The organism is Polaromonas sp. P1_F2, from assembly GCF_056405735.1.
Genome location: NZ_JBFUBN010000002.1, coordinates 609912 through 632822, shown reverse-complemented (window position 1 = coordinate 632822; position 22911 = coordinate 609912). Strand labels below are relative to the sequence as shown.

Below are 22911 nucleotides of genomic sequence, written 5' to 3'. Positions count from 1 at the left end.
GGGCGACGTCGGGTCAAGCGCCAAACGGGGTCGGCTTCGACCATGGGCACACCGGCAACGCCTATGCCGGCATCCATCCCATCCAAAGGTATCCAACATGACATCCATCACCGCCACCCCCGAAAAACCGGCCGCCGCACCGGACTATGCCGCGATCAAGCAGCGCCAGCAAGCCACCTGGGCCAGCGGCGACTACACCATCGTAGGCACCACGCTGCAAATCGTCGGAGAGACGCTCGCCGAAGCGGTCGACGTGCGCGCCGGCGAACGTGTGCTGGACGTCGCGGCAGGCAATGGTAACGCCACGCTGGCCGCGGCGCGCCGCTTTGCCGAAGTGACCTCGACCGACTATGTGCAGGCCCTGCTGGACAAAGGCCGCGCCCGCGCCGCCGCCGAAGGCCTGGCCGTGCGCTTCGAGGTCGCCGACGCGGAAGCCCTGCCCTATGAGGCCGGCAGTTTTGACATCGCGCTGTCGACTTTCGGCGTGATGTTCGCGCCCGACCATGCCAGCGCCGCGCGCGAGATGCTGCGCGTGGTGCGCCCGGGCGGCCGCATCGGCATGGCCAACTGGACGCCCGACGGTTTTATCGGCCGGCTGTTCAAGATCATCGGCAGCCACGTGGCGCCGCCCGCGGGTGTGCGCTCGCCGGCGCTCTGGGGCACCGAGGCGCACCTGGTCTCGCTGTTCGGCCCACGCGCCAGCAACATCCAGGTTGCGCGAAAAATGTTCTCCTTCCGCTACCGCTCGGCCGCCCACTTCGTGCAGGTGTTCCGCGACTTCTACGGCCCGACCCACAAGGCCTTCGGCGCGCTGGAGGCGGGCAAGCAGGCGGCGCTGGAGCGCGACATCCTGGCGCTGCTCAATGAGCTGGACGTCGGCAAGGGCCGCGGCCTGGTCGTGCCCAGCGAGTACGCGGAAACCGTGATCACCGTGGGCTGACGAAGCCTGAGGGCGTGACTGTGACGGCCGAAGCCAACAAGCGCTTGATGGAGGCGAGTTTTGCCGAGCTTGAGACCGGCAAGGGTGCGCTGTTTGCAGCCACCCTGGCCGATGACGTCGTCATGCGCGTCACGGGGTACTACAGTTGGTCCCGTACCTTCACGGGCAGGAGGCCGTGATGCGCGACCTCTACAGCTATGTCCGCAGCCTCGTCAAGTCAGGCTCGCGGACCCTCCCGCTGAACATCTTCGCGGGCGGCGACCACGTCATCGTGGAGGCGCGCGGCGCCATGACGACCCGGGCGGGGGAAACTTATGACAACGAGTACTGCAGGATTGTCGAGATGCGCGAGTATTGCGACTCGGTGCTTTGCGAGGCGCGGCTGGGAGTGTTTCAGGCGGGCAAGGGGGACGATCTCATAGCCCATCCCCCGGTTCAGTTGCTGATAGCGATGCAGGTACCTGTATGGCCGCGCGGCCCCAGGTGACGCTGACGAGATAGTTCAGGTTGATGGCCGAAGAAAACTACGAACTGGAGTCGACCTGATCATTGTGTTTCAGAAAATTTGATGCAAGACAGCTCCAAGGTCTCCAGCCGCATATAAATATGACCATCTGCTTGCTTTCGGGCACCTGGCGTTGGTCTTCGCCGAGATTCTTCTTTATCCTGATACGAGTGGCATGACGGCGAACACCGTTGGCATCGACCAGGACGGGTGAATCCAACGATCCAAACACCGATGACAGGCGACCAAAAGACAAGGCCCATGCCGTGAGCAGATTAGCGGCTCCCGCAACAGCCATTAACACCGCAGTCAATCCAAAAAGAATGACCTGGCCGCTATGAGCTTCGTTGGATCGCAGGAGGATCAATGTCTTGTCTACGGAGTAAATGGACAGGACAAGCCCTGCAACGCCAAGCAGAAGTGATAACGCCAGTTTCATAGGATTAGCTGCATACGCGAGAATTCGCGTCGTTGTTTGTAATTCCAGGTTTGGCAGTCAGTTGGGCGGCGGCCTCCAAGGCCGCTCAGTAACCCAGCGGAAACCACACGCCGCGCTGCGTCACCACACCCATATTGGGCCGGACATGGTTCTCGTCCAGCGTGCTGATGTCAATATCTTCAATCATCGAGCAAGCCGGCAAGGATTGTTCGAACACCCGGTCTTTGAGCATTTGAATCGCATCGTCATAGGTATAGGCGGTTACGCCGCAACCAACGTTCAATACGGAAAAAGGCGGAAGGCCTTCGAAAGAAAACCAGAACCGGCGAAGATGGACCACGACTGTTCCGTTATCTCAAGCCTGCGGCGCAATCTCATAGTCCATCGCATACGAATGCTTGCCGTCGGCAATCTGGATCCTCAGCGTGCCGCTCAGGCCTGTGAGTTCATCGATGCCTGAATCGGGCACCACGCTGACCGTCAGCTGTGGCGCGCCGCGGTTCATGGTGCCGCTGTGCTGCAGCACAAAGCTGCCGCTCTTGCCGTGCAGCGTGCCGGTGACGCGTTCCATCGCGACATAACCGGCCGAGCCTTTGACGGCCGTCCCGGCGCTCAGCATCTCACCTTGGCTGGTGGCCTGCAGGTCGCCGCTGAAAATCTTGTTGATGGACAGCCGGCCCATCAGCGGGCCGGCATCGGCATTCGCCAGCGATTGCGGCACAAGATTGACTTCAAAACTTCCGGTGGCATGGGAGGGCATGGCGTTGACTTTCGAAAAGAGGGATTGGCAAGCCGGCCATGATGCCAGAGCGCGACGGCGTCCGGCGGCCGTTTACGCGTACTTACCGCTGCCCGAAAGGCTTTGCCGGCACCGTCTGCAAATACACATACAGCGCCTGCGCGTCCACGTCGCTGAGCGCGCGCAGCGACTCGAAAGGCATCACGGTGATTGGCATGCCGTCGGGACGCTTGCCACTGCGCAGCATTGCGACAAAGGCTCCCGCATCCTTGTAGCGCGGCATGGCGCTGCCTTGGCCAGGTGTCAGGTTGGCGGCGGGCGCCCAGTCGGGCGGGCCACCAGGAATCTTGCCGCCGGCCAGGGTCGCGCCGTGGCAGCCTATGCACATATTGGCGACGTAAGCGCCGTGCGCGGCGGTCACGCCTTCGGCGATGGGTTTGGCAGGCGGCAGGGTGTGGTTGATTTTTTGCGCGGCGTCCTTGATGGCATCAAAGGCGTACAGCACCCTGACGGGCAGGGGCAGGTCCAGCACGGCGGCGCCGCCCATTTTGGGCGGCAGGGCCTTGACGTAAGCGACCAGCGCGCCCAGGTCCTCGTCGGTCAGGCGGTTGTAGTCTTCGCTGGGCATGATGAAGACCGGGCGGGCGTCGGGCTTGACGCCGTGGCGCAGGGTACGCACCCAGTCTTCAGGTGTGTAGCGCGCCACCACATTGCCTTCGCCCGGGCTAATGTTGGGGCCGGCCAGGCGCATGCCCTTGCCGTCGTTCATGAATTCACGGCCCGCGCCGCCGGCGCCGTGGCAGTCGGCGCAGCCGCGCGAGTTGTACAGGTAGGCGCCGCGCTCCAACGCCTGGGTGGTGGCCGGGATGGCCACCGGCTGCACGCTGACCTTGACCTGCCGCTGGCTTTTGCGCTCGGCCATCTGGCTGCCCACTACGGCCGTGCCGCCAAGCAGCAACACCACGGCGCCGGCCACGCCGGCGGTCCATTTGATCCATCGCTTCATCGCGTCTTTTCCTCGTCTTGTGGTGGGGTGCAGGCTGGGTCGCTTCATTGGCACGCTTGCGCTGTTTTTGGGCAAAGGCGAAATTCTAGAAGTCCTCTAAGTAAATAACAGGGGAAATATTTGCCTGGAAGCGCGGCGAAAGACCCATGGGCATAATGGAAAACCCTTATCCAACTAAGCATTCCAGTGCACGGATCGCCAGCCCCGGGCCGGTGTTTTCAGCGCGAGGCGGTGTCTTCAAGGCCGGTGGCCTGAAGACCCGGAGGCCTGAGAACCGCCAAGCTCCATCGGCACAGCTGCGCGCCCGCAGCCTCACAAGCCGACCGGCGTTGCCGGTGCACCTTTGCAAAACACAAGGCAGACCTCATGACCACTCCCCATCCCTACAGCGCTGAAGAGCGCCGCAAGCGCATCTTTGCCATCGTCGGCGCCTCGTCCGGCAACCTGGTCGAATGGTTCGACTTCTATGTCTACGCGTTTTGCGCGATTTATTTCGCACCGGCTTTCTTCCCCTCCAGCGACCCGACCACGCAGCTGCTGAACACGGCCGGCGTGTTCGCCGCGGGCTTTTTGATGCGGCCGATCGGCGGCTGGCTGTTCGGCCGCATCGCCGACAAGCGCGGGCGCAAGACCTCGATGGTGATCTCGGTGACCATGATGTGCGCCGGCTCGCTGGCCATCGCCTGCATGCCGACCTATGCCAGCATAGGCGCGCTGGCGCCGGCGCTGCTGCTGCTGGCGCGGCTTTTCCAGGGCCTGTCGGTGGGCGGGGAATACGGCACCACGGCCACCTATATGAGCGAGGTTGCGCTCAAGGGCCAGCGTGGCTTTTTCTCATCCTTCCAGTACGTGACGCTGATCGGCGGCCAGCTGCTGGCCGTGCTGGTGGTGGTGGTTTTGCAGTTCCTGCTGAGCGAGGACGAGCTGCGCGCCTGGGGCTGGCGCATTCCTTTCGTGATAGGCGCCATGGCCGCAGTGATCGCGCTCTACCTGCGCCGCTCGCTGGAGGAAACCTCCAGCGCCCAGTCCCGCGCCAGCAAGGAGGCCGGCAGCCTGGCGGGCCTGTTCAAAAACCACAAGGCGGCCTTCTTCACGGTGCTGGGCTACACGGCCGGCGGTTCGCTGATTTTCTACACCTTCACTACCTATATGCAGAAGTACCTCGTCAACTCGGCCGGCATGTCGGTGAAAACCGCCAGCGCGGTGATGACGGGCGCCTTGTTTGTCTACATGCTGATGCAGCCGCTGTTCGGCATGTTGTCGGACCGCATTGGCCGGCGCGCCTCCATGCTGTGGTTCGGCGCGCTGGGCGCGTTGTGCACCGTGCCCATCCTGACGGCGCTGCAGAGCGTGAACAGGCCCTTCATCGCCTTTTTGCTGATCATCCTGGCGCTGGCCATCGTGAGCTTCTACACCTCCATCAGCGGCCTGGTCAAGGCCGAGATGTTCCCGCCCGAGGTGCGCGCGCTGGGCGTGGGCCTGGCCTACGCGGTGGCCAACGCCCTCTTCGGCGGCTCGGCCGAGTATGTGGCGCTGGGCCTCAAATCGCTGGGCCATGAAACGGTGTTTTACTGGTACGTGACCGGCATGATGGTGCTGGCCTTCCTTGTGGCCTTCCGCCTGCCGCGCGAGGCGCGCTACCTGCACCACGACCACTGAGCGACTTGTCACCCTGCGCGATGAAGCTCTTTTGGCCGATCCAGAAGCCTGGGATCAATGTGGGCCAAATAGGGCCAAATCGTGTCGGGGCGGCCGCGCCCAGGCTGTTGCGAATTGCTATGCTTGCCGGGTGAGCGCCCCGTCCCCTTCCCCCGCACCCAAGATCCGCCGCATAGCCCACCTCGACATGGACGCGTTTTTCGCGTCCGTCGAGTTGTTGCGCTACCCGCAGCTCAAGGGCCTGCCGGTGGTCATAGGCGGCGGCTGGCGCAAGGTCGACGAAGAGCTGCGGGCCGCGCAGGGTGAGCGCGCGCTGCGTTTCATCCCGGTTGAAAGCTTTCCGCTGCTCAAAGACTACGTCGGCCGCGGCGTGATCACCACGGCCACCTATGCGGCGCGGCAGTTCGGCGTGGGATCCGCCATGGGCATGATGAAAGCCGCCAAGCTGTGCCCGCAGGCCATTGTGCTGCCGGTGGATTTTTCGGAAATCCGCAAATACTCGCAGCTCTTCAAGAGCACCATCACCGACATCGCGCCGCTGATGCAGGACCGCGGCGTGGACGAGGTCTACATCGACTTCACCGACGTGCCGGGCGGCCAGCGCGAAGGCGGGCGCGTGCTGGCGCGGCTGATCCAGAAGGCGATCTTTGAAAAGACCGGCCTGACCTGTTCGGTCGGCGTGGCGCCCAACAAGCTGCTGGCCAAGATGGCCAGCGAGTTCAACAAGCCCAACGGGATTTCCATCGTCTACGAATCCGACCTGCAGGAAAAGATCTGGCCGCTGCATGTGCGCAAGATCAACGGCATAGGCCCCAAGGCCGGTGAAAAACTCGCAAAGCTGCATGTGCACACGATCGGCGAGCTGGCCGCTCAGGATCCGGGCTGGCTGGTGGACAACTTCGGCAAGGCCACCGGCGCCTGGATGCACGAGGCCGCCTGGGGCCGCGACGACAGGCCGGTGGTGACCGAGAGCGAACCGGTCAGCATGAGCCGCGAAACCACCTTCGACCGCGACCTGCACGCGGTGCGCAACAAGGCCGAGCTGGGCGCCATCTTCACCGACCTCTGCGTGCGGCTGGGCGAAGACCTGCAGCGCAAGGGCTATGTGGCCAAGACCATAGGCATCAAGCTGCGCTACGACGACTTCAAGATCGCCACGCGCGACCAGACCGCTGACAGCTACACCGACGACGGCGCCACCATCCGCCGCCTGGCCGGCCAATGCCTCAAGCGCGTCCCGCTCGAGAAAAAACTGCGCCTGCTGGGTGTGCGCGCGGCCACCCTGGCGCGCGTGGGCGAGGTGCCGTTGCCCGACGAGAAAAAGCCTGCGAGCCCCTCTGAGGGCGCAGAAGCGAACCCCACCGACCAGCTGTTCTAAGCCGCTTCCGGCCCGCCGCGCAAAGCGGCTGGGTCCTACAGCCCCGGCCTCGCGGCGCTTCGCACAATGCAGGCCTATGCCCCGCGGCCCAACACCCTCTCCTTCCGCCAGCCCACCCGCTGCGAAAGCCGCTGCGGCGCCCGAACTCAAAGGCTCGGGCCTGGTGTATGTCAGTGATGACATGCCCGGCCTCACCCGCGTCAAACGCGGCAGCGGTTTCCGCTACCGCGACGCCGCCGGCCGATGGATCCAGGACCCGGAAGAAATTCGCCGCATCCACAAGCTGGCGATCCCGCCGGCCTACACGCGGGTCTGGATCTGCCCTCGGCCCAACGGCCATCTGCAGGCCACGGGCTATGACGCGCGCGGCCGCAAGCAGTACCGCTACCACGCCGACTGGCAAGCCTTGCGCGGTGACAGCAAGTTCGAAAGGCTGCTGGCCTTCGGCAAGGCCTTGCCGCGCATACGTGCCCGGGTGGCGCGCGACCTGGCGCCGCGCCGCAATGCACCCGTGAGCCGAAGCCTGGTGCTGGCGACGCTGGTGCGCCTGCTGGACACCACCTTTGTGCGCGTGGGCAACGACGAGTACACGCGCGACAACGGCTCCTACGGTCTGACCACGTTGCGCAACCCGCATGCCGGCGTGCGCGGCAAGACCCTGCAGCTGCGCTTTCGCGGCAAAAGCGGCGTGATGCAGGACCTGAAAGTGGACGACCCCAAGGTGGCGGCCGTGGTGCGGCGCTGCCAGCAATTGCCGGGGCAGTTGCTGTTCCAGTACGAGGATGAGGCCGGCGAACTGCGCGCGGTGGGCTCGGGCGACGTCAACGACTACCTTGCAGAGATAACGGCTCCATCCACAAGAAGCAGACATGCGTCGACACAAGCTCCCCATCAAACAGGGGCCGCGGAACTGGCTTTGCCAGGCCGCAGGCGCAGCGGCCCCCTCGGGGGGCAGGACGCTACACGCAGTGAGCAACCGTGGGGGCAACATTTCACCGCCAAGGATTTCCGCACTTGGCACGGTACGGTGCAGGCGCTGGAACTCACACGCCTGGCTTGCGGTGAAAACGGCGGGAAGGACGGCAAGGGAGACGGAGCGGCCAAAGGTGGCTTCAGTGCCAAAGCGGTTCTGCAAGAAGTGGCGCGGCTGCTGGGTAACACGCCGGCGGTCTGCAAAAAATCCTATATTCACCCGGCCGTGCTGGAGCTGGGCGGCCGCCTGGCCCACGACGAACCCGTGATGGCGGCGCTGTGGCCGCAGCTCGAGTCCGGCAAAAAACTGCGCCGCCTTTACGCCGCCGAACACCGGCTGCTGGCTTTGCTCGAGAGCCGGCAGAAAAACCAGGCAAAGAAGAAACGCGGCGCGCGAAACGGCAGTCTCGCCCCTTGATGAAGACGTGGCAATTAAGCTAGCGCGCCACTACAACGATCTCATCCTGGTGGTTGGCGATGTGGAAGGCATGGGCCCGCGAGAAGTCGGCCTTGTCGAGCGCGCCGTAGGCAAAGTGCGGTTTGAGCGGGCCCTGGTGGCGGTTGAAACGCTCGATGGCGGCGCGCAGCCGCGTGGAGGCGGGCCTCCAGTCGCCTTCGCGATGCAGGGCCGCCGCGCCGGGAATCGGCTCGCTGAGGCTGTGGCTCATCTGCCCGCGCCACTTGAAAAAAGCAAAGGCCGCCGCGCCGGCCGTGTTCTGGAAGAAAGCACTTTTGGGCTGCGGGAAACCGTCCAGGCTCATCTCCACGCTTTGCGCCATGTGCTCCAGCACCGAAACCATGGGCCACTGGCCCGTGGTTTTGACGCCGGCCGCCTTGTCCAGCGTGTCCAGCCAGCGGAGGGCGTCGTCCAGGGAGGCTACTTTGGGGAGGTCGGCCATTGCGAAGTCTCCGGTCAGGGCTAACGCTGTGGTGGTTAGGAAGTGGCGGCGGTTCATCGCCGGAATGCTAGCAGTTGGGGGGTTGTTTTTGTGTGCCTCAGGCGACAAACGGCTTTTGTTGAGGCCGGTCTTGCTCCGGCGGGGCGCTCGCTGCTGAGGGTGGCTGGCCGGGGGTTGCCCGGCAGCAAGTAACTTTCTTTTGCTTCGCCAAAAGAAAGTCACCAAAGAAAAGGCGACCCGCAGTCTGGGTCCCTACGCTTCGCTTCGGGCAACCTGCGGTGCTCGACTACGGCGGGGTCTCGCGCAAACTCGCTTCGCTCAGACAAGCGCGATCCCTGATCCGCCTACGTCTGCGCTCCTCGGCCCAGCCAGGACGGGGCAATCGGGAGCGGGGACAAAAATACAAAGAAGATAAGAAGACAAATACAAACAAGGACTCGCCAAGGCGAGTCCTTGTGGTTTTCGGTATTGGATTTGGTATTCCTCGTCCCCACCCCTTGTGGATGCGCCGAGGAGCGCAGGTCCAGACGGATCAGGGATCGCGTTGTTTGAGCCGAAGGCGAGTTTAGCGAGACCCCGTCTGGACCGAGCACCGCAGGTTGCCCGCAGCGAAGCGGAGGGACGCAGCAACCAGGGTCGCCTTTTCTTTTGCTTACTTTTCTTTTGGCGAAGCAAAAGAAAAGTGAGTAGCCGCCGGGCTACCCCCGGCCAGCAACCCTCAACAAAAAGCCCCCCCCAAGAACAACAACAAAAAAAGTTGAATCCACCCCACCCCTCCCCCCGTACTTCATACCACCAGCCCCCTCAACCACACCCCACCCCATGAAAACCCTCCCTCTACTAGCCACCCTCTTCCTCTGCACCGGCGCCCAAGCCGACACAGGAAAACTCCTCCTCACCGGCGGCGTCAGCACCATAGAAGGCCCGGCCGGCGGCGGCCTGACGCCCTGGGCCGTCATCGGCAGCAACGCCACGGCGGACGAGATTGGCGGCTCGGCCTACCTGACCCATGTGGGCACCCGCGACTACGGCCTGAACATCTACGGCGCGGCGGCGGGCATCCATGACCGCTATGAGCTGTCCATCGCGCGGCAGGACTTCAACACGCGAGACACCGGTGTGGCGCTGGGCCTGCCTGGGCTGCACCTGAAGCAGACCATCGTGGGCGCCAAGCTTCGCGTGCTGGGTGATGCCGTGCTCGACAGCGACACCCTGGTGCCGCAGGTGGCGGTTGGCGTGCAGTACAAGACGCTGGGCTCCACCGGGCTGGACGGCACACTGGCCGCTCTGGGCGCCAAACGTTCGGGTGTTGACGTGTATGTGAGCGCCACCAAACTTTTCCTGGCGCAGGGCCTGCTGGTCAATGCCACGCTGCGCGCGACCAAGGCCAACCAGAACGGCCTGCTGGGCTATGGCGCGACGCTGGGTGGCAATGAAAACCGCTACAGCCTGCAGCCGGAGTTTTCGGTCGCCTACCTGGTCAGCAAGAACATTGCCGTGGGCGCCGAATACCGCTTCATGCGAAACAAGCTGGAAGGCGCCGGCCGCGCCGCGGGCCTGGGCAACGGCCTGCGCTCGGAAGACTGGAAGGACATCTTCATCGCCTGGGCGCCGACCAAAAACCTCTCGCTGACGCTGGCTTACGTGGACCTGGGCGTGATCGTGCCCGCGACCACGGCCAGCCGCAAGCAGTCCGGTTACTACCTCTCGGCCCAGGTCGCTTTCTGAGCCTCGCCAATCAATCAAGGAGCATCATCATGAAAAAAACACTGATCTGCCTGGCGCTTGTCGCGGGCAGCGCGTTCGCGCAAACCGCGCCCCCGCAAAACGACCAGCTCTACAAAGCCTTCGGCGAAAAGCCCGGCCTGGTCGCGCTGATGGACGACTTCATGGTCCGCCTGCTGGCCGATCCGCGCATCGGGCCACACTTCAAGCCTGCCAACCAGCAGCGCGTGAAGGAGCAACTGGTCGATCAGCTCTGCGCCCTGAGCGGCGGCCCCTGCGTCTACAAGGGCGCCGACATGAAAAGCGCGCATGCCAACCTGGAGATCAAAAAATCCGACTTCCATGCGCTGGTCGAAGTGCTGCAGCAAAGCATGGACGCCAAGGGCATCCCGTTTCGCAAGCAGAACGAAATGCTGGCGCTGCTGGCACCCATGAACCGCGACATCATCACGCCATCGGAAAGCGGGGCCAAGCCATGAAGGCCGCCACGCGGGGCATGGCCCTTTCCGCACTGCTGGCCTTCAGCGCGGCGGCGCAGGCCGGCAAGCTGGTGGTGTCGGTGCTCGACAAGGACGGCAAGCCGGTGCAGGACGCGGTGGTGGTGGTGACGCCGGCCGGCAAGGGTGCTCTCCCTAAAAACCCGCTGCCCGCGCAAGCCACCATCTACCAGGAAAAGATGCAGTTCGTCCCGGCGGTGACGGTAGTGCCCGTGGGAGCCAAGGTTCAGTTCGTCAACAACGACGCCTGGGACCACCATGTGCGCAGTTCGCCCGCGGGAATGGGCCAGTTCAGCGCGACGAACGCGGGCTTTGAAATGCGGCTCGAAGGCAAGCCGGACGGCAAGCCCGCAAAAACCAACGAGGTGACGCTGGACAAGGCCGGGGTGCTGGGTGCGACCCTGCTGGGCTGCTTTATCCACGGCTCCATGCGCGGCTACCTCTATGCCAGCGAATCACCCTGGGCCGCGAAAACCAGTTCCGAAGGCATCGCGGCCTTTGAAGACCTGCCCGAGGGCACAGCCCAGGTCAAGGTCTGGCAAGCCGACCAGCTGATAGACATCGCGCCGCAACAGGTCACGGTGGGCACGGTGCTGGCCAAAAACGTCATGCAGCTCACGGTGGTGCCGCGGCGGCGCAGGCCCTGACAAGGATCGCTAGCTTCGGCTGTCGTCTTTCCGGGAATCCACCTCCAGCGGCGCCAGGTCGGACGAATAAACCCGGTCGCCGATCTGCAGCGCCCGACCCTTCTCCCAGGCGGCCTCAAAGGCCGCGAGTTCTTCCAGCGTGGCGCGCTCATGGCGCCGCACCGGCGGCCGCGAATCGCCCGCGTCCTGGCCCGCGGGCAGGGGGACCGGCCGGCTGGCCGAGAAGCCCTGGATCTGTTCATTGACCTGCCAGTACACGCCGCTGACCAGCAGGTCGTAACGCGTGGCGGCATTTTTGGCGATGGCCGCCCCCACCTCGGCTAGCCGGGCGGGCCCGCCCTCCCGGTTGTCCAGGAAGTCGGTGGAAAGGTCCACCAGGACGAAGTACTGGTGGCCTCGCTTGTCGTTGCGCACCACGCGGAACTTGTAGCTGGCCGACAGGATGCCGTGGGCCTGCATGGTGACCTTGATGGCCTCGAAGAGCATCTCGCGCCGGAACGCCATGCGCTCGTCAAGGTTCATCTTGACCGGCCCCGTTTCAGGCCCCGTGGCGTCGTGCTTGGGACTCTTGCTGGCGCTGAAAAGGTTCTTGAGCACAGACATCTCGGGCCTCGCTTTTTCAGGCGTTTTTGGCGGTGAAAAACACGTAGTCGGCGGTATAGCCTTCCTTGACGCGTTTACCGGCGTCGGCCGACGTGGCACAGCCTCTGGCCGGTGCATTGCCGCCTTCGGTGTTCAGGCGCTGCACGCTGGTGACGGCGGCCATCTTGCCTGGGGTGCCGGCGGATTTTGCCGTCAGCAGCAGCAAGGGGATGTCGGCGGGACGCTCGCCGTCGGCGCGCGCTTTGACCGTGCCCACGGTCTTGCTGCCGTCCAGCGCGGTCCAGTTGGGGCCGGCGCCATGCGTGCCGACTTTTTCGTCTTTCTGGTTGAAGAGGTCCGCCTCGGGCGCGACAAACACCCAGGCCCAGCCGCCCTTGTCGGAGGCGCGGCACTCATAAATCTGCGAGCCGACAGCATGCCAGGTGAAGGCCGCGCGTTCGCTGTCGGCCGGCTTGAGCGCGGCGGGCGCCGGCTTGCCTGCATCCACTTGCGCGGTAGGGCCGGTAGCGCAGGCGCTCAACAGCAGGCCGGCACACAAGGCGGTGGCGGCAAGGCCGGTGTGAAACCTGGGTGGGGTGGCGATTGCAATCGGTGTCATGGCGATCTCCTGAGAGGGAGCCCTGCAAATATTGACAGGTCCCCGGGTTAAATGAAAGTAAAAAAGAAAGTAAAAAAGCCCCAACTCCCAGGGCTGAAGGGCTGTGGGCCGGCGCGGCGGCCCGCCCACCAGGGACAAACGACGGCAAGCACCAATTGGATGCAGGTTTTTCTGAAAAAAATGCCATTGCCGGGGATGTTTTGCCGCCTGGGCCTAACTCCCTATACTCAGCCGCATGAAACTGGCCTCCGACATGGACACCCGCAGCCTGCAAGCCCTGATCGCCGGGGCGGCGCAGGGCGACCATGGCTGCTTCGCCCAGGTTTATGAACGCACCCATACGCATCTGTTTGGCGTCGCCGTTCGTATATTGGGACAAGGACAGGCGGCCGAAGATGTGCTGCAAGAGGCGTATGTGAGTATCTGGAAAAGCGCAGCCGGCTACCGCAGCGAGGTGGACGGCCAAACCATTCAACCCATGACGTGGCTGATCGCCATCGTCCGCAACAAGGCGCTGGACGCCTTTCGGGCACGCGCGCGCCGCAAGGAAAGCGAGTTGCCCGAATCCGGTGACGTGGGCGAAGAAGACAGCGAAAGCACCATGGCACCCGCCCCCAGCGCCATGCAGCTGCTGGAGCAGGCCACCGAAGCCCTGCATATAGCAGGCTGCATGAACGCGCTGGAAGGCAGCCACCGGCAGAGCCTGGCGCTGGCCTATTACCAGGGCCTGTCGCACAGCGAGGTGGCCGCGCAAATGGGCGCGCCGCTGGGTTCGGTGAAAGCCTGGATACGGCGCGGCCTGGAGAAACTCAAGGGCTGCCTGGCCGCGCAAGGGGTGGTGGCATGAGATACACCCACCCTGAATTGCTCGAACACCTGGCTTCCGCCTATGTGCTGGGCACATTGGCCGGCGGCGCACGGCGGCGCTTTGAACGACTGCAGCGCGACCGCGCCGATGTGCGTGTGCGTGTCACCCAATGGGAGGCGCGCCTGGGCCAGCTGGCGATGTCTGTGCCGGCGCACCAGCCTTCACCCCGGGTGTGGGCCGCGATCGCCGCGCGCACGCAGCCCGCCGGCACGCGGCATGCGCCGCAGGGCAAAGCCGGCTGGCTGGGCTGGCTCAAGCCGGCGGGCTTTGGTTTTGGCGGCCTGGCTGCTGGCGTGATCGCGGCCAGCGCGTTCTTTCTGGCCATGCCTACCCTGTTCATGTCCAGCGACCAGCTCGCGATGCGCTCGGGCGAAAAGCTGCCGCAAAGCTATGTGGGCCTGCTGACCGACGCCCAGGGCAACGGCAAGCTGCTGGTCAGTTCGCTGCGCCACGGCAAGACCATGACGGTCAAGGTCATAGGCCCGATCACGCCGCCCGCCAGCGGGAAGCTGGTGCTGTGGGCCGTGCCGGCCAGCGGCCCGGCGTTTTCGCTGGGCACCGTGCCGACCAGCGGCTCGGCGGTGTCCATGCTGCCCGACACCTCGGAAAAACTGCTGTCCAAGGTCGGCAAGCTGGTGGTCACGCTGGAAACCGACGCCAACCCGGCCAAACCCGGCGAGACCGTGGTCTTCAGCGGCAATTGCGCCAAGCTGTGGTGAACAGGCCGGCGCGCGCAGTGGCGGTTTTCTTCACAGTTCTGCTGCTGGCCTACCTGGCCATTTGCGCGGCGCTGTTTGTGTACCAGCGTTCGCTGCTTTATTTCCCCCAGCCGAACTCGGGAGGCGGCCCAGCCACGACGATGCAACTCCAGGTCAAGGATGCGGATCTGGCGATCACCGCTCGGCAAAAGTCCGGACCCAAGGCCCTTGTTTACTTCGGCGGCAATGCCGAGGACGTTTCGGCCAACCTGCCGTCTTTCACGCAGGCTTTCCCGGATCACGCCATCTACCTGCTTCACTACCGGGGTTACGGCGGCAGCAGCGGAAGCCCCACCGAGGCAGCGCTGCAAAGCGATGCCCTGGCCTTGTTCGACCACGTGAACAAGACGCATGCGGATGTCACGGTGGTCGGCAGGAGCCTGGGTTCGGGTGTGGCCGTCTGGGTCGCCAGCCAGCGGCCGGTGTCGCGCCTGATCCTGGTGACGCCTTACAACAGCATCCAGGAACTGGCCGCGCAGCGCTTTCCCTGGTTTCCCATCTCCTGGCTGCTGGTCGACAAGTTCGAGTCCTGGAAGTACGCGCCCAAGGTCACGGCGCCCACGCTGCTGATTGCCGCGGAGCACGACGAGGTCATCCCAGCGTCCAGCACCGGGGAGCTGCACGCGCGCTTCAACAAAGGCACGGCTGCGCTCAAGATGTTGCCGGGAACCTCGCACAACACGATTTCGCAGCATCCGCAGTACCTCGCGCTGTTTCAATCGATGCTGTGACCCTCGGCATCCCCTGGCAGGCATGGATCACACCGCATTCACGACCCAGGGCTTTGCGCTTGTTCCCGGGGTGCTGGGCAGCGCCGAATGCGAGTCGGTCGCTTCCCGGCTTGCGGGTGTTTTGCCGGACTCGGCCGGAACACGCGGCCTGCTGTCGCAACCCTGGTGCCAGGCGCTTGCGGCAGCGCTGCATCGGCACCCCTTGCTGGCGCCGCTGATCCCGGCTGACTTCGTGGCCGTGCAGTGCACCTTCTTCGAAAAGTCGGCATCGCGCAACTGGCTGGTGCCGGTGCACCAGGACCTCAGCATCCCGGTAGCGGCCCGCGTGGCGCACGCAGGCCTGGGCGGCTGGTCCGAGAAGGAAGGCGGCCTGTACGTCCAGCCACCGGTCGAACTGCTAGAGCAATTGGTGGCCGTGCGTTTGCACATCGACGCCTGCGGCGCCGAAGACGGCCCGCTGCGGGTCGTTCCGGGTTCGCACCTGCAGGGCAGGACGGAAGCGCAAGCCGCCGCGGCGGCCCGCCATGCGCAGGTCGAAGTCATTTGCACGGCAGAGCGGGGAAGCGTGATGGCCATGCGCCCGCTACTGTTGCACGCCTCTTCCAGATCCACGGGAAGCAGCCGGCGAAGGGTGTTGCATTTTTTGTTTGGGCCGCGTCTACTGCCTTTTGGCCTGCAGTGGCCGCAGGCGATCTGAGCCCTTACAAATAAATACGAGTTCGGCTGCATCCAATTCTCCAGTCGTGCCGTTTGTATAAGGTGCTGATTCGCAGCGCATCCAACTTAGTCAGTAAGCAAGCAACATTCAAGGAGCCCGACATGAACGCTTTTTCCATCCGCAACTTCATCGCCCTGCCCGTCGTCGCCCTGGCCCTTGCCGGCGCGGCCATCGCGGCCGACATCCAGACCACGCCGGTGCAGAACGCGCAGATCGACGACTTCGCGGCCGGCAAGAAAGCCATAGACGCGAAGAACTGGTCCGAGGCCGTGAGCAGCTTCAACAAGGTCGTGGCCAAGAATCCGAAGAATGCCGACGCCTACAACTACCTCGGTTATTCGAACCGCTGGCTGGGCAAGTACGACGAGGCCTTTGCCGCTTACGGCAAGGCCCTGGCGCTGGACCCCAATCACAAGGGCGCGCTGGAATATTCGGGCATTGCCTACCTGAAAACCAACCAGAAAGCCCAGGCCGACGCCCAGCTCGCCAAGCTGCAGGCCATCTGCGCCGGCTGCGAAGAAACCCGGGATCTGGCCAAGGCTGTAGCCGACTACAAGCCTGCTGCGAAGTAAGCGCTGCTCAAAAGCCCTCCTGGCGTTGTTGCGCCGCCGGGAGGATTTTGTGGATGCTTGTAAACGCGCGGCATCTGATGATCCGAAAGAGACAAAACAATGACAAATGCCGATCGACTCAAATACCTGCGCGTCGCCCTGACGCTGACAGGCCTCATCTTTACTTTTGCCTTCTGGCCGCTCACCATCGTCTGGCCCTCCGGCTGGGCGTGGCATACGGAGGGCCGTTCGCACTACCTTGAGATGATGATAGGCCTGTACGCAACGCTGGGTGTCTTCCTTTTGCTGGCAGCCCGCAACCCGCTGCTGCACCGCAGCCTCATCTGGTTCACCGTCTGGTCCAGCGTCGTGCATGGCGGGATCATGGCGGTGCAGTCCTTCAGCGGCCACCACACCATGGGCCATCTTTGGGGTGACGTGCCGGCGCTGTTTTTGGTGGCAGCCGTGCTGGGCTTGTTGATGCCTCGCGAAACCTGAACAGGAAGAACCCCATGACACACCCCACTTCGCGAACGCTGGCATCCGCCCTGTTCTTGCTGGCCGGCCTGGCCTTTTCCGCCTGGGCCGGCGCCGCCACCCTCTCGGTGCTGGTGCTCGACAAGGAAGGCAAGCCGGCGCCCGATGCGGTCGTGGTGGTCGTGCCCTCGGCCAGGACCGGCGCAGCCCCCACCGCGCTGCCCAGCCAGGTCACGATCTATCAGGAAAAAATGCGCTTTGTACCGGCCGTCAGCGTGGTGGCCGTGGGCGCGAAGGCCCAATTCGTCAACAACGACCCTTGGGAACACCACGTGCGCGGCTCGGCCGCCGGCGCGGCGCAGTTCAATGCCGCGGCGGGCGAAGGCTTTGAGCTGCGCCTGGACGGCAAGCCCGAAGGCAAGCCGGCCAGAACGGCCGATGCGACTTTCGCCAAGGCAGGCGCCGTGCTGCTGGGCTGCCACATCCATGGCTCCATGCGCGGCCACGTGTATGTGAGCGAATCGCCCTGGGCCGTGCTGACGAATGCCGAGGGTGTGGCGCAGATCGCGCAGCTTCCCGAAGGCATCGCGCAGATCAAGGTCTGGCATGCCGACCAGTTGATAGAGATCGCACCGCAGGCTTACACCGTGACCGCTTCGCCGGGGAAACTCACGCTGCAGCTCAGTGTGGTGCCGCGCCGCCGCCGGATCTGAGGAAACAAAGGCGGCACGCCGCCGCAGCCATGACGACACATGCCTGACATGTCCGGCGGTTAAAAACCGCAGACACCCATCATCAGGATATGTTTCATGCTGCATGCCAATCGCCGCGGTTTTGTCATGGGCCTCATGGCCACCGCCTCTCTCACCGCGGCCAGCGCCCAGGCCCAAACCCAGACCACCGCCCGGAGTCTTCCGCCCCTGCTGGCGGGCAGTGCGCAGGCCATGGCCACCGATCGCGGCTACTGGGCGGCCGTCAGGTCGCTCTACACCGTGACACCCAAAACGGTGAACCTGGAAAACGGCTACTGGGGCATCATGGCCGACCCGGTGCGCAGCGAGTACCAGGCCAAGACCGACATGGTGAACCGCGAGAATTCCTACTATGCGCGTTCGCAGTTCGACGGTGATGCGACCGAAGCCCGCAAGCTGCTGGCCGCCGCCGTGGGCGCCGCCCCCGGGGAAATCGCCTTCACGCGCGGCGCCACCGAAGCCCTGCAGCTGCTGATAGGCGGCTACAACAAACTCAGCGCGGGCGACAGCGTGCTGTTTTGCGACCTCGACTACGACTCCATGCAGTACGCGATGAACTGGCTCAAGGACAGGCGCGGCGTGAACGTGGTCAAGTTCAGCATCCCCGAGCCCGCCACGCGCGAAGCCGTGCTGCAAACCTACCGGGAAGCCCTGGCCAACAACCCCAAGGCCAAACTGCTGCTGCTCACGCACGTCAGCCACCGCACGGGGCTGGTAATGCCCGTGGCCGAGATCGCCGCGATGGCCAGGGCCCGCGGCGTGGACGTGGTGCTGGACGCCGCGCACTCCTGGGGCCAGATCGACTTCAAGGTGCAAGATCTCGGCGTGGACTTCGTCGGCTTCAACCTGCACAAGTGGATAGGTGCGCCCGTCGGCCTGGGTTTTATGTACGTCGCCAAAGGGCGGCTGCCCGACATAGACCGCGCGATGGCCGACGAGGACTGGCCGGCCGACGACATCCGCTCGCGCGTGCACAGCGGCACCTCCAATTTCGCGGCCCTGCTGACCCTGCCCAGGGCGCTGGCCCTGCATGCGGAAATCGGCCCCAAGGCCAAGGAGCTTCGCCTGCGCCACCTGCGCGACTACTGGGTAGCCCGCGCCCGCGAATTGAAGGACGTCGACATCCTGACGCCGGACCAGCCCGGCATGGCTGCGGGCATCACCTCTTTCCGCCTGGCCGGCAGGACAACGCCGGACGACTACAAGGCGCTGGTGGCACAGCTGCGCGACAGCTATGGCGTGCTGACGGTGCGCCGGACCGGCGTGGCCAAAGGCCCCTGCATACGTGTCTCCCCGGCGCTTTACACCACCGAGGCCGACCTGGACCGGCTGGTGTCGGCCCTGAAAACCCTGGCCTCGGCCTGAGGCGCGGTGGCCAGGGCGGCCCGGCCTGTCACGAGGGCTTGCAAAAAAAAGGCGTTTTGCATCGACCCTGACGGCTTGCGGCCGTTGACAGAAGCTTTCACGAAACTTACATTGAAGCCTCGCACGGAGGCTTTATGTTTGACCCCTCTGACCCTTCCAGGCCCTCAACATCCGCCACGTCGCCGTACTGGCACCACATCACGCTGGCACAGCTGCAGCGCGTCAAGGACTGGCGCGAGGCGCAGCGGGCGGCCCACCCGCTCGAATGCCAGCTCTGGGAAGGGGTGCTGACCGTCTGGCTCATGGGCTGGACGGGCTGGCTGCCGGCCTACGCCTTTGAGGCGGCCTGGGCCTACCCGCTGTGTGCGCTGGGCATCCTGGCGCCGCGGCTGTATGTCTATGCAAGGGCGCGGGCGCACCTGGCGCGGCGTCTCAGGTGTGACTGGCTGGACCTAGTGGCTTGAACTAGAGTGGCGGCATGAACGCTCCCACCCCACCCTCCCTGACCTGCTTCACCCTTACCACCACCGGCCACGTCGCCCATCTGGTGCTGAATCGCCCCGAGGCGATGAACACCATGCACCCGCTGTTCTGGCGCGAACTGGACGCGGCGCTCACGTACATCCATAAAACCGGCGAAGCGCGCGTGCTGGTGATCTCCAGCACCGGCAAACACTTCAGCGCGGGCATGGCGCTGGAAACCTTCGGCAGCGGCATCGCCATGGACGACCAGAGCCCCGAAGGCCGTGCGGCCATCTTCGACCTGCTGACGGACATGCAGGCCACCTTCACCAAACTCGAAACCCTGCGCATCCCGGTGATCGCGGCCATCCAGGGCGGCTGCATAGGCGGCGCGGTCGACATGGTGACGGCCTGCTGCCTGCGCTACGCTACGGCCGACGCGTTTTTCTGCATCCAGGAGATCAACATCGGCATGGTGGCAGACGTGGGCACGCTGCAGCGCCTGCCCAAGCTGCTGCCGCTGGCCGTCGTCAAGGAACTGGCCTACACCGGGCGACGGCTGCCGGCGGCCAGGGCGCTAGGCTACGGCCTGGTCAACGAGGTGTTTGATTCAGCGGACGCCATGCTGGCCGCCGCGATGCAATGCGCGAACGAAATCGCCGCCAAGCCGCCGGTGGCGGTCTGGGGCAGCAAGCAGGCCATCCACTATGCGCGCGACCACTCGGTGGACGACGCGCTCCGGCAGATGGGCTGGCTGCAGGGCGCGATCTGGAGCAACGCCCATGTGCGCGAGTCCGTGACGGCCATGAAGGAAAAGCGCGCGGGGCAGTTTCCCGGGCTTACACCGCTCAAGAACTTCAGCGAGTTCGGGCAGTAAACCGGGGCGTTCTTACTGGCGCGCGGTGCGTACGCTGGGCGGCAGCGCCTGTGGATGGCTGGTGCGAAACGGGTTGATGTCCAGCCCGCCGCGGCGTGTGTAGCGCGCATAGACCGAGAGCTTGAGCGGCTTGCAGCGCGTCCAGATGTCCATGAAGATGCGCTCCACGCACTGCTCATGGAACTCGTTGTGGTTGCGAAAGCTCACCAGGTACTGCAGCAGGCCTTCCTGGTTGATCTGCGGGCCGGCGTAGCGGATCTGCACGCTGCCCCAGTCGGGCTGGCCGGTGACCAGGCAGTTGCTCTTGAGCAGGTTGCTGGTCAGCGTCTCCTCTACGGGCGGCTCGTCGAATTCGGCGAACAGCAACTCGGGCGCGGGCTGGTAGTGGAGGCACTCCACGTCCAGCCGGTCCAGGTTCAGGCCGTCGAGTTCGTGCACCGGCTCGCGGTCGAACAGCTCGGGGCCCAGGGTCTTGATACCGACGCCCATGCCCACCACGGCGTTGAGGTCGGCGCGAATCCGCTCGCGCACGTCGCGCGCATCGGCGAACCGCGTGTTGTTAAAGCTGTTGAGGTAGAGCTTGAAAGACTTGCTCTCGACGATGTTGGGCGATTCGCAGGGCACGGTGATCTGGGCCAGCGCCACCTGGGGCTTGCCGCGCAGGTTGAGCCAGCTCAGTTCAAACGCCGTCCACAGGTCGGCGCCGAAAAAAGGCGGTGTGCCGGTGACGCCGATTTCGGCGCGCTTGCCTTCGCGCGGGATGGGAAACAGCAGCGAGGCGTCGTACTGGTCGATGTAGGCCGAGGGTTTGCCGAGCTGCGATTGTTCTGGGGTGTTCATGCCTCTATTTTCGCAGCTAACCGTGAAGCGAAAGGGCACCCGAGGCAATCGGCAAGCCTTTCGGTGGGGCCATACCTTTAAGCGTGGGCCTGGAAGTGCGGAATCAAGAGTGCGAGCAGACGCTCAACGACACCCGGCGGCAAATCATGGCCCATGCCTTCAATGCTTTCAAAACGCGCACCCGGAATGCGCCTGGCCGTGTCCTGGCCGCAGGCCATGGGCACCAACGGGTCGGCGCGGCCGTGCAGCACCAGCGTGGGCGCCGTCACCCTGGCCAGCGCCGCGGCGCGCGTACTGTCGGCGGCAATCGCCACCATCTGGCGCACGACGCCCTGCGGGTGGAAGCTGCGCTGCGCCGCCGCGGCGACTTTTTCGCGCAGCTCGGCGTCGGGCGTAGGGAAACCAGGGCTGCCAATGGCTTTCAGCAGCCTGGCGGTATGGTCCACGGCGGCCTGCACGCCCTTGCCGGCCGGACGGCTCAGCAGCACGCGCGTGACGGCCGGGCTGGCTTCGGGCAGGCCGCGCGCGCCGCTGGAACTCATGATGCTGGACAGGCTGATCAGCCGCGAAGGCGCCAGCACCGCCACGCGCTGCGCGACCATGCCGCCCATGCTGACGCCCACGACGTGGGCTTTGGCGATCTTCAGCGCGTCCAGCACACCCACGGTGTCGGCGGCCATGTCTTCGACGCTGTAAGGCGGGCGTATGCGCCAGCCCAGGCGGAACTTGAGGCCTTCCCAGAGCAGGCTGGGCTTGCCCAGGTGGTCAAAGTGTTGCGACAGGCCGATGTCGCGGTTGTCAAAGCGCACGACCCGAAAACCCGCATCTACGATCGCCTGCACCATGGCCGGCGGCCAGGCGATGAGCTGCATGCCCAGGCCCATGATGAGCAGCACCACAGGCCGGCCGGTGGTGTCGCCGGGGTGGGTGTCTTCGATTTCAATGTCGATGCTGTTGGCTTTGATTTTCATGGTGGATTATGGTCCCCGCCCCTGGAAGCGTGCCAATCGCAGCGTCGCCCACGCGTCACGGTGCACTCTTCAACAGGGGTGTTACACAAACTCCCGCTCGCGGAGCCACTTGGTGGCAATCCACTTCTCACCGGTTTTCACGGGCTCACCACCGTGCAGCGTGAGGCTGGCCGGATGCGCCAGCGCGTAGCTGAAAAACACCGCACTGCCGCGCTGCGGCCGCACACGAAGGCCTATGTCGGGGAATACCGTGGCGCCGCCCTCCTCGGGCTCCTGCAAGTACATGATCAGGCTGGCCACACGCTGGCCGCCGCGCCGCAGGATGGCCGCAGTGCCGGGTTCGCCGGGATCGAAGTAGTCGTAGTGCGGTTTGTATTCCGCGCCGCGCCGGTAGCGCAGCACCTGCAGGCCTTCGCCGTTCTGCATCGGCCAGTTCAGCAGCCGCGCGATCCGCGCCTCGATGCGGCTCACCACCTCGTTCTCGCCGCGCGTGTAAAACATGCCATGGCTGGTGCGATCATGGTTCAGTTCTTCGCCGCCGGTGCGGATGTCCACGGTCAGCGAGCGCGCCAGGCGCGGCTCGGCCGCTTCCATCAGTGCCTCGCATTCGGCCGTGCTGAGCAGGTTGCCGAAGACCCACAGCTCGGGCGCGCTGCGGTGCTCGCTCACCGTCACCCATTTGTCGCCCGCGTCCACCATGGCGCCGGAGGCATCGGCCTTGACCCAGGGCACGGCCTGCGCGGGCTGCGGTATCGCGGCAACGGGCGCCGGCAGGCCAAGGGCCTGGTTGGCGGCGGCCGCTTGCCAGCCGGCATCCAGCAGCGCCTGGAACACCTCGTGCGGCGTGTAGCCGGCCGCGAGCTGCGCCGCCACCCAGTCCTGCATCTCGCGCGTGAGGGTCTGGGCTTGCATGGCGGGCTGAAGGTGATGCGGC

General features: G+C 64.8%; 29 protein-coding genes. 19 read left to right on the top strand and 10 right to left on the bottom strand.

The window, feature by feature from the left end; all coding sequences use genetic code 11:
- Nucleotides 1–97 precede the first annotated feature (97 nt).
- Genes AC1D0O_RS06810 through AC1D0O_RS06800 form a run of 3 tightly spaced genes read left to right on the top strand, consistent with a single transcriptional unit; the run spans nucleotide 98 to nucleotide 1427 of the window.
- Entirely contained in the window at nucleotides 98–940 is an 843-nt protein-coding gene (locus AC1D0O_RS06810) for a class I SAM-dependent methyltransferase (protein ID WP_477652768.1), read from the top strand.
- Between the two features lie 14 nt (nucleotides 941–954).
- Nucleotides 955–1119, top strand: coding sequence for a hypothetical protein (locus tag AC1D0O_RS06805; protein ID WP_477652767.1), 165 nt, complete (start codon nucleotides 955–957; stop codon nucleotides 1117–1119).
- On the top strand, nucleotides 1119–1427 hold the full coding sequence (locus AC1D0O_RS06800; RefSeq protein WP_477652766.1) for a nuclear transport factor 2 family protein: 309 nt from the start codon (nucleotides 1119–1121) through the stop codon (nucleotides 1425–1427). Before AC1D0O_RS06805 ends, AC1D0O_RS06800 begins: the two co-directional genes overlap by 1 nt.
- Before the next feature lie 37 nt (nucleotides 1428–1464).
- Here AC1D0O_RS06800 and AC1D0O_RS06795 read toward each other — a convergent pair whose 3' ends face one another.
- From AC1D0O_RS06795 to AC1D0O_RS06780, 4 genes are all read right to left on the bottom strand, one after another.
- Nucleotides 1465–1884, bottom strand: a complete 420-nt coding sequence (locus AC1D0O_RS06795; protein WP_477652765.1) for a hypothetical protein — start codon at nucleotides 1882–1884, stop codon at nucleotides 1465–1467.
- 85 nt (nucleotides 1885–1969) lie between these two features.
- A complete protein-coding gene (locus tag AC1D0O_RS06790; RefSeq protein WP_477652764.1) occupies nucleotides 1970–2224 on the bottom strand; it encodes a hypothetical protein in 255 nt (84 codons plus the stop codon).
- 15 nt (nucleotides 2225–2239) lie between these two features.
- Nucleotides 2240–2644 carry a DUF3224 domain-containing protein gene (locus AC1D0O_RS06785; protein WP_477652763.1) on the bottom strand — a complete coding sequence of 135 codons (405 nt, stop codon included), beginning with the start codon at nucleotides 2642–2644 and terminating at the stop codon, nucleotides 2240–2242.
- An 82-nt stretch (nucleotides 2645–2726) separates the two neighbouring features.
- Nucleotides 2727–3629, bottom strand: a complete 903-nt coding sequence (locus AC1D0O_RS06780) for a c-type cytochrome (protein ID WP_477652762.1) — start codon at nucleotides 3627–3629, stop codon at nucleotides 2727–2729.
- A 366-nt stretch (nucleotides 3630–3995) separates the two neighbouring features.
- Here AC1D0O_RS06780 and AC1D0O_RS06775 point away from each other — a divergent pair, with 366 nt between their 5' ends.
- The 3 genes from AC1D0O_RS06775 (at nucleotide 3996) to AC1D0O_RS06765 (ending at nucleotide 8056) form a co-directional block, all read left to right on the top strand.
- Nucleotides 3996–5288 (top strand): MFS family transporter, encoded by a 1293-nt coding sequence (locus AC1D0O_RS06775; protein ID WP_477652761.1) that lies wholly within the window; start codon nucleotides 3996–3998, stop codon nucleotides 5286–5288.
- A gap of 187 nt (nucleotides 5289–5475) precedes the next feature.
- Entirely contained in the window at nucleotides 5476–6666 is a 1191-nt protein-coding gene (locus AC1D0O_RS06770) for a Y-family DNA polymerase (RefSeq protein ID WP_477652817.1), read from the top strand.
- 76 nt (nucleotides 6667–6742) lie between these two features.
- Complete coding sequence (locus AC1D0O_RS06765) at nucleotides 6743–8056, top strand: DNA topoisomerase IB (RefSeq protein ID WP_477652760.1); 1314 nt, start codon at nucleotides 6743–6745, stop codon at nucleotides 8054–8056.
- A gap of 19 nt (nucleotides 8057–8075) precedes the next feature.
- Here AC1D0O_RS06765 and AC1D0O_RS06760 read toward each other — a convergent pair whose 3' ends face one another.
- Nucleotides 8076–8537: a DUF1569 domain-containing protein gene (locus tag AC1D0O_RS06760; RefSeq protein ID WP_477652759.1), complete on the bottom strand. Its 462-nt coding sequence runs from the start codon at nucleotides 8535–8537 to the stop codon at nucleotides 8076–8078.
- An 822-nt stretch (nucleotides 8538–9359) separates the two neighbouring features.
- Here AC1D0O_RS06760 and AC1D0O_RS06755 point away from each other — a divergent pair.
- Genes AC1D0O_RS06755 through AC1D0O_RS06745 form a run of 3 tightly spaced genes read left to right on the top strand, consistent with a single transcriptional unit; the run spans nucleotide 9360 to nucleotide 11406 of the window.
- Nucleotides 9360–10265, top strand: a complete 906-nt coding sequence (locus AC1D0O_RS06755; protein WP_477652758.1) for a DUF3034 family protein — start codon at nucleotides 9360–9362, stop codon at nucleotides 10263–10265.
- A 29-nt stretch (nucleotides 10266–10294) separates the two neighbouring features.
- Complete coding sequence (locus AC1D0O_RS06750) at nucleotides 10295–10741, top strand: group I truncated hemoglobin (RefSeq protein ID WP_477652757.1); 447 nt, start codon at nucleotides 10295–10297, stop codon at nucleotides 10739–10741.
- A gap of 17 nt (nucleotides 10742–10758) precedes the next feature.
- Entirely contained in the window at nucleotides 10759–11406 is a 648-nt protein-coding gene (locus AC1D0O_RS06745) for a cupredoxin domain-containing protein (protein ID WP_477652756.1), read from the top strand.
- A gap of 9 nt (nucleotides 11407–11415) precedes the next feature.
- On the opposite strand, the gene AC1D0O_RS06740 is transcribed toward AC1D0O_RS06745, so the two are convergent.
- Both AC1D0O_RS06740 and AC1D0O_RS06735 read right to left on the bottom strand, forming a co-directional pair.
- On the bottom strand, nucleotides 11416–12009 hold the full coding sequence (locus AC1D0O_RS06740) for a hypothetical protein (protein ID WP_477652755.1): 594 nt from the start codon (nucleotides 12007–12009) through the stop codon (nucleotides 11416–11418).
- 16 nt (nucleotides 12010–12025) lie between these two features.
- A complete protein-coding gene (locus AC1D0O_RS06735) occupies nucleotides 12026–12607 on the bottom strand; it encodes a DUF3455 domain-containing protein (protein ID WP_477652754.1) in 582 nt (193 codons plus the stop codon).
- Nucleotides 12608–12842: 235 nt separating this feature from the next.
- Here AC1D0O_RS06735 and AC1D0O_RS06730 point away from each other — a divergent pair, with 235 nt between their 5' ends.
- The 10 genes from AC1D0O_RS06730 to AC1D0O_RS06685 all read left to right on the top strand — a co-directional run bounded on the left by AC1D0O_RS06730 (nucleotide 12843) and on the right by AC1D0O_RS06685 (nucleotide 20166).
- The gene (locus AC1D0O_RS06730; RefSeq protein WP_477652753.1) at nucleotides 12843–13454 is read left to right on the top strand and encodes an RNA polymerase sigma factor; all 612 of its coding nucleotides are present in this window, start codon (nucleotides 12843–12845) and stop codon (nucleotides 13452–13454) included.
- Entirely contained in the window at nucleotides 13451–14194 is a 744-nt protein-coding gene (locus AC1D0O_RS06725; RefSeq protein ID WP_477652752.1) for an anti-sigma factor, read from the top strand. The genes AC1D0O_RS06730 and AC1D0O_RS06725 overlap by 4 nt, the downstream gene beginning before the upstream one ends.
- A 17-nt stretch (nucleotides 14195–14211) precedes the next feature.
- Nucleotides 14212–14964: an alpha/beta hydrolase gene (locus tag AC1D0O_RS06720; RefSeq protein ID WP_477652751.1), complete on the top strand. Its 753-nt coding sequence runs from the start codon at nucleotides 14212–14214 to the stop codon at nucleotides 14962–14964.
- Nucleotides 14965–14986: 22 nt separating this feature from the next.
- A complete protein-coding gene (locus AC1D0O_RS06715; protein ID WP_477652750.1) occupies nucleotides 14987–15661 on the top strand; it encodes a phytanoyl-CoA dioxygenase family protein in 675 nt (224 codons plus the stop codon).
- Nucleotides 15662–15783: 122 nt separating this feature from the next.
- Nucleotides 15784–16254, top strand: coding sequence for a tetratricopeptide repeat protein (locus tag AC1D0O_RS06710; RefSeq protein ID WP_477652749.1), 471 nt, complete (start codon nucleotides 15784–15786; stop codon nucleotides 16252–16254).
- Nucleotides 16255–16353: 99 nt separating this feature from the next.
- Nucleotides 16354–16731 (top strand): DUF6632 domain-containing protein, encoded by a 378-nt coding sequence (locus AC1D0O_RS06705; protein ID WP_477652748.1) that lies wholly within the window; start codon nucleotides 16354–16356, stop codon nucleotides 16729–16731.
- 14 nt (nucleotides 16732–16745) lie between these two features.
- Nucleotides 16746–17423, top strand: a complete 678-nt coding sequence (locus AC1D0O_RS06700; protein ID WP_477652747.1) for a cupredoxin domain-containing protein — start codon at nucleotides 16746–16748, stop codon at nucleotides 17421–17423.
- A 96-nt stretch (nucleotides 17424–17519) separates the two neighbouring features.
- On the top strand, nucleotides 17520–18827 hold the full coding sequence (locus AC1D0O_RS06695) for an aminotransferase class V-fold PLP-dependent enzyme (protein WP_477652746.1): 1308 nt from the start codon (nucleotides 17520–17522) through the stop codon (nucleotides 18825–18827).
- 134 nt (nucleotides 18828–18961) lie between these two features.
- The gene (locus tag AC1D0O_RS06690; protein WP_477652745.1) at nucleotides 18962–19291 is read left to right on the top strand and encodes a hypothetical protein; all 330 of its coding nucleotides are present in this window, start codon (nucleotides 18962–18964) and stop codon (nucleotides 19289–19291) included.
- 14 nt (nucleotides 19292–19305) lie between these two features.
- The gene (locus AC1D0O_RS06685) at nucleotides 19306–20166 is read left to right on the top strand and encodes an enoyl-CoA hydratase-related protein (protein ID WP_477652744.1); all 861 of its coding nucleotides are present in this window, start codon (nucleotides 19306–19308) and stop codon (nucleotides 20164–20166) included.
- A 12-nt stretch (nucleotides 20167–20178) separates the two neighbouring features.
- Here the strand turns inward: AC1D0O_RS06685 and queF are convergent, their stop codons facing one another.
- From queF to AC1D0O_RS06670, 3 genes are all read right to left on the bottom strand, one after another.
- Nucleotides 20179–21006, bottom strand: coding sequence for an NADPH-dependent 7-cyano-7-deazaguanine reductase QueF (gene queF / locus AC1D0O_RS06680; RefSeq protein ID WP_477652743.1), 828 nt, complete (start codon nucleotides 21004–21006; stop codon nucleotides 20179–20181).
- Between the two features lie 77 nt (nucleotides 21007–21083).
- On the bottom strand, nucleotides 21084–21977 hold the full coding sequence (locus AC1D0O_RS06675; protein WP_477652742.1) for an alpha/beta fold hydrolase: 894 nt from the start codon (nucleotides 21975–21977) through the stop codon (nucleotides 21084–21086).
- An 81-nt stretch (nucleotides 21978–22058) separates the two neighbouring features.
- Nucleotides 22059–22889: a 2OG-Fe(II) oxygenase gene (locus tag AC1D0O_RS06670; protein WP_477652741.1), complete on the bottom strand. Its 831-nt coding sequence runs from the start codon at nucleotides 22887–22889 to the stop codon at nucleotides 22059–22061.
- Nucleotides 22890–22911: the final 22 nt, after the last annotated feature.

Bases quoted from the DNA above. Each gene is read 5' to 3' on its own strand.
- AC1D0O_RS06810 (WP_477652768.1), top strand. From the start codon at position 98: ATGACATCCATCACCGCCACCCCCGAAAAACCGGCCGCCGCACCGGAC.
- AC1D0O_RS06800 (WP_477652766.1), top strand. From the start codon at position 1,119: ATGCGCGACCTCTACAGCTATGTCCGCAGCCTCGTCAAGTCAGGCTCG.
- AC1D0O_RS06795 (WP_477652765.1), bottom strand. From the start codon at position 1,884: ATGAAACTGGCGTTATCACTTCTGCTTGGCGTTGCAGGGCTTGTCCTG.
- AC1D0O_RS06785 (WP_477652763.1), bottom strand. From the start codon at position 2,644: ATGCCCTCCCATGCCACCGGAAGTTTTGAAGTCAATCTTGTGCCGCAA.
- AC1D0O_RS06780 (WP_477652762.1), bottom strand. From the start codon at position 3,629: ATGAAGCGATGGATCAAATGGACCGCCGGCGTGGCCGGCGCCGTGGTG.
- AC1D0O_RS06775 (WP_477652761.1), top strand. From the start codon at position 3,996: ATGACCACTCCCCATCCCTACAGCGCTGAAGAGCGCCGCAAGCGCATC.
- AC1D0O_RS06770 (WP_477652817.1), top strand. From the start codon at position 5,476: ATGGACGCGTTTTTCGCGTCCGTCGAGTTGTTGCGCTACCCGCAGCTC.
- AC1D0O_RS06765 (WP_477652760.1), top strand. From the start codon at position 6,743: ATGCCCCGCGGCCCAACACCCTCTCCTTCCGCCAGCCCACCCGCTGCG.
- AC1D0O_RS06760 (WP_477652759.1), bottom strand. From the start codon at position 8,537: ATGGCCGACCTCCCCAAAGTAGCCTCCCTGGACGACGCCCTCCGCTGG.
- AC1D0O_RS06755 (WP_477652758.1), top strand. From the start codon at position 9,360: ATGAAAACCCTCCCTCTACTAGCCACCCTCTTCCTCTGCACCGGCGCC.
- AC1D0O_RS06750 (WP_477652757.1), top strand. From the start codon at position 10,295: ATGAAAAAAACACTGATCTGCCTGGCGCTTGTCGCGGGCAGCGCGTTC.
- AC1D0O_RS06745 (WP_477652756.1), top strand. From the start codon at position 10,759: ATGGCCCTTTCCGCACTGCTGGCCTTCAGCGCGGCGGCGCAGGCCGGC.
- AC1D0O_RS06740 (WP_477652755.1), bottom strand. From the start codon at position 12,009: ATGTCTGTGCTCAAGAACCTTTTCAGCGCCAGCAAGAGTCCCAAGCAC.
- AC1D0O_RS06735 (WP_477652754.1), bottom strand. From the start codon at position 12,607: ATGACACCGATTGCAATCGCCACCCCACCCAGGTTTCACACCGGCCTT.
- AC1D0O_RS06730 (WP_477652753.1), top strand. From the start codon at position 12,843: ATGAAACTGGCCTCCGACATGGACACCCGCAGCCTGCAAGCCCTGATC.
- AC1D0O_RS06725 (WP_477652752.1), top strand. From the start codon at position 13,451: ATGAGATACACCCACCCTGAATTGCTCGAACACCTGGCTTCCGCCTAT.
- AC1D0O_RS06715 (WP_477652750.1), top strand. From the start codon at position 14,987: ATGGATCACACCGCATTCACGACCCAGGGCTTTGCGCTTGTTCCCGGG.
- AC1D0O_RS06710 (WP_477652749.1), top strand. From the start codon at position 15,784: ATGAACGCTTTTTCCATCCGCAACTTCATCGCCCTGCCCGTCGTCGCC.
- AC1D0O_RS06705 (WP_477652748.1), top strand. From the start codon at position 16,354: ATGACAAATGCCGATCGACTCAAATACCTGCGCGTCGCCCTGACGCTG.
- AC1D0O_RS06700 (WP_477652747.1), top strand. From the start codon at position 16,746: ATGACACACCCCACTTCGCGAACGCTGGCATCCGCCCTGTTCTTGCTG.
- AC1D0O_RS06695 (WP_477652746.1), top strand. From the start codon at position 17,520: ATGCTGCATGCCAATCGCCGCGGTTTTGTCATGGGCCTCATGGCCACC.
- AC1D0O_RS06690 (WP_477652745.1), top strand. From the start codon at position 18,962: ATGTTTGACCCCTCTGACCCTTCCAGGCCCTCAACATCCGCCACGTCG.
- AC1D0O_RS06685 (WP_477652744.1), top strand. From the start codon at position 19,306: ATGAACGCTCCCACCCCACCCTCCCTGACCTGCTTCACCCTTACCACC.
- queF (WP_477652743.1), bottom strand. From the start codon at position 21,006: ATGAACACCCCAGAACAATCGCAGCTCGGCAAACCCTCGGCCTACATC.
- AC1D0O_RS06675 (WP_477652742.1), bottom strand. From the start codon at position 21,977: ATGAAAATCAAAGCCAACAGCATCGACATTGAAATCGAAGACACCCAC.
- AC1D0O_RS06670 (WP_477652741.1), bottom strand. From the start codon at position 22,889: ATGCAAGCCCAGACCCTCACGCGCGAGATGCAGGACTGGGTGGCGGCG.